General features: G+C 48.3%; 4 protein-coding genes. All 4 read right to left on the reverse strand.

What is annotated here, in order from left to right; genetic code table 11:
- Nucleotides 1–463 precede the first annotated feature (463 nt).
- Entirely contained in the window at nucleotides 464–1,129 is a 666-nt protein-coding gene (locus ABY436_RS19555) for a transposase (RefSeq protein ID WP_372740603.1), read from the reverse strand.
- Nucleotides 1,130–1,227: 98 nt separating this feature from the next.
- Nucleotides 1,228–1,809, reverse strand: a complete 582-nt coding sequence (locus ABY436_RS19560; protein WP_372740604.1) for a TMEM165/GDT1 family protein — start codon at nucleotides 1,807–1,809, stop codon at nucleotides 1,228–1,230.
- Between the two features lie 99 nt (nucleotides 1,810–1,908).
- Nucleotides 1,909–2,865: a hypothetical protein gene (locus tag ABY436_RS19565; protein WP_372740605.1), complete on the reverse strand. Its 957-nt coding sequence runs from the start codon at nucleotides 2,863–2,865 to the stop codon at nucleotides 1,909–1,911.
- Nucleotides 2,858–3,601, reverse strand: coding sequence for a tyrosine-protein phosphatase (locus tag ABY436_RS19570; protein WP_372740606.1), 744 nt, complete (start codon nucleotides 3,599–3,601; stop codon nucleotides 2,858–2,860). The genes ABY436_RS19565 and ABY436_RS19570 overlap by 8 nt, the downstream gene beginning before the upstream one ends.
- Nucleotides 3,602–3,695 lie beyond the last annotated feature (94 nt).

Below are 3,695 nucleotides of genomic sequence, written 5' to 3' on the forward strand. Positions count from 1 at the left end.
GGCTGGAAGCGCTCACTGTTTGGTGATCTGCATGCCTATGGCCCTGATGCGGTACGTTTTTACACCAAACGTAAAACGATTACACAGCGCTGGCCTTCAAGCGGTGTACGTGAAGGCGTATCTTTCGCGTTTCCGAGCTAGACATTAGATATAGAAGTAGCACTAGGTATGGAAGGTGGTCGTTATGATGGCTATCACCTTCTATATTATTTTCTCAGCAAGGCTTGACCCTAAATTAAAATAAACAGATGAATCGACTCATATAACGCTACACAGCCGAATGCGAGAAAGAACACACCGCTACCCCGATGAAATAATACCTGACCAACGAACACACCCAACACGTTAGTTAACGACAAGGCCAACGTAGCACCGGCTATTCCGGGGACCGCGTCTATTCCGGGGACAGTTTATCTATTCCGGGGACAGTTTACTTAATTCTATTCCGTATTCCGGGGACAGTTTACTTAATTCCTCTACTTTTAGGCCCTGGTTTTCCTTTATGTAAAATACGGCTTGTCTGTTGCTCAAGCTTTTTCAAAAAATCATCTGTACCGCCAGGTCTTCCCGTACGGGTGTACTCGCGGATACGTTCTTGCATATCGATATTTTCATCAGCCCCGAGATACTCTCGCCAATCACTGATTCTATCCAGCATTGGGCTGACCGAAACAAGCGCATCATCCTTTCCCCTTAGATGAGCTTGTGTGCTTGACCAAGCCCAATCTTCAGGGGTCTGACACAGTTGAGCTTTAACAGGATTGAGTTCAACATACCTAACAGCAGCCAACAGATAGGTTTCATCCATCACAAAGGAATGGAATCGCTCCTGCCAAAGATGACCTCGCCAACCTTCCCTAACATTTATGCGCCGTGTGTATTGTCGGTGCGCTGCACGAAAAAAAACCGCCAGGCTATCTTCATGCTCGGGAACCACCACCAGATGTACGTGATTTGGCATCAGACAATAAGCCCATACATCTATGCCTGCCTGCTTTTTAGCATTGCTCAACAGAGAAATATAAGCTTGGTAATCATCACCTATGAAAAAGGTTTCCTGGCGGCGGTTGCCACGCTGGGTAATATGGTGGGGATAGTTTGGAATAACCACTCGAGCCATCCTGGCCATAGTTTTGCTCCTTGCATTCGATAGATCCTTATCGAGTATAGCTTATCGCAACAGAACTGATGAATTAAGTAAACTGTCCCCGGAATAAGCCTGATGAATTAAGTAAGCTGTCCCCGGAATAAGCCATATAACGCTACACAGCCGAATGCGATAAAGAGGACACCGCTACCCCGATGAATCCAACTGATTGGTACTCGCTGGAATAACGCCTGACCAACAATCACGCCAAGCAGAGTCGTGAGTGACAACGCCAACGTAGCGCCGCCCCAGACCAGCCAGAGGTTATTAACACTCGCCAGCGCCGCGACAGCCAACTGAGTTTTATCACCAAACTCAGCAACAAAGATCAGCAGAAAGACCGACACCAACAACTGCTTACCGACTTTAACGTTTTCATCACTCTCCGCTTCTTCTTCGAAACGTAGCGACTGAAAGCCAAAAACAAAAAACAGAACAGCCACCACCACCGCGACGATCCACCCGGGGATCCATTGCGATATCACACCACCAAAAAGCACACCCAACAGGTTAAGCACAGAAAAGGCAGCCACCGCACCAATAATAACCGGCCACGGCCGGTACCGGGCACTCAGGGTCATAGCGACTAACTGGCTTTTATCGCCAAATTCAGCCAGAAAAACCAAAAATAAGGTTTGAAAAAAAGGGGTTATTAAGTCCAACAGAGAGCGGCCTGTAGTCAATAATGGTCAGAATATTACGGGGAATTAAGTAAACTGTCCCCGGAATAAGAATTAAGTAAACTGTCCCCGGAATAAGAGCTATTGGCAGAGTTTCTTTTGTGCAGGGGTTCGTGTCATTTGAGCACATACAGGATAACGCAGCGTATAACGATCTAATAATGAACGTACCGACTGAAAACGATGCTCGGTGGCGCGTTCGGCCGCCGCGACTATCTGCATTTTCAAGTCAGGTGCTAAGTGCCTCCAGCCCATCAGGCCGGCCTCAAGCACTGTAAGATTAGCGCTCAACTCCCACGGTCCAAATTTAGCTGCCTGCGCTATTGCGGTTGAAAAATCCTCATCAAACTCGCCTAAATACGCCTTCATCAGGCTTTTATTGGCCCAGCTATATGGCCAGTGGGGCCGGTGTTGAATAGCTGTCTCGTGTAAGCTGAGCGCTTGTCGAATCGTTGTCTCAAAATTAGCCGTCAGCTCTGATACCTGTTTGGCCTTATCTTCAGAGCTTCCTTTAGCCTTAACTTCAAAACTAGCTTCAGGCTTATTTTCCGAGCTTACTTTAGAAGTAACTACAGATGAGCCGTCTGCAGGCTGTTCTGTAGTATGCCCAGAAGCCTGTTCAGAAGCCTGCTCACTAGCCTGCTCACGCTGTTCTCTGATTTGTTCGGCATATAGTAAGCCGCGATAGTGCACCAAACGGGCTTTCAGCTCGTAATATTCGGCGTTATTCGCGCTCCAGCTCAGCGACGTATCGATATCATCTGTCGCCTTATCCAGCGCGGCTAACGTGACCACCTCATCCGAAGACTGCCAACGCTCAATTGCATAACGCACCGGGTATGCATTCATATCCGCCATGGCCCAGCGAAAAGACTGATAAATCAACGGAATCGACAGCAGGATAACCAGCATCGCTGCAATGCGCGGCAGGGTAAAATTCGATGATTGCTTCGATGACTGCTTAACGCTTTCGTCCTGCTCAGAGGCTTTATTCTCTTTCAGAGCTTGATCCAGCACCTTATTCATCTCGTTACTCAACACTCTGTCCAGCAGCATCCGTACCAAAAAGAATCCTCTGCGGATTTTTATCAAACAGCAGTTCTGCACGCGCTGCGCCATACATCTGCTCGATCACATGCCGCGCTTTAGACAAAATCGGCGGACGATGCTGCAGGTTGTGCCCATCGGTAGCGATCACTGTCGCCCAATTATTTTCAAGAATTTCATGTGCACGCTGATGCGCCGGCATACCAAACTCACCGGTCACCGACATAGCAGTAATCTGGAATAAACAGCCCAGATCAACAAAAGGCAGGATCTTATCAAGATTGTGAATAATATCTTTATTACGCTCAGGGTGAGCAATCATCGGCAGAATATTACGCGCCAACAACCACTTAACTAACTTGTCACTACCCGGCGGAATATGGCTATGCGGCAATTCTAATAGCACCACGTTATAGCCATTCCAGGTGCCGATAAAAGGCAGTTCATCAGCGGCGACAAGCTGTAACACTTCGGGGCTTAAACGCACCTCGCCCGCCAATGAAACAGCCAACGCAATATCGGCCTCGGCCAACGCCTCTTTGAATGCGACAAAGTGCGGCTGCAAACCCGCAATGGAATTATCATATCGACCCGGGTGCACATGCGGCGTCAACACCGCATGGCTAATCCCATCAGCAACAGCCAGTCGCGCTAAACTAAGCGCCTCTGGCAGATCAACCGCACCATCATCAACACCCGGCAACAGATGACAATGCAGATCTATCATGCTTTTTCGCTGCTATAACCATAGACATCGTAATAGCCGCCATACTCCTCGCCGTAGTATTTAGCACCTTTTTTGACATCCACCTGATTGAGCA

Origin of the sequence: Neptunomonas sp. (assembly GCF_041601355.1) — a bacterium.
Taxonomy (GTDB): Bacteria; Pseudomonadota; Gammaproteobacteria; order Pseudomonadales; family Balneatricaceae; genus Neptunomonas.

Bases quoted from the DNA above. Each gene is read 5' to 3' on its own strand.
- ABY436_RS19570 (WP_372740606.1), bottom strand. From the start codon at position 3,601: ATGATAGATCTGCATTGTCATCTGTTGCCGGGTGTTGATGATGGTGCG.
- ABY436_RS19555 (WP_372740603.1), bottom strand. From the start codon at position 1,129: ATGGCCAGGATGGCTCGAGTGGTTATTCCAAACTATCCCCACCATATT.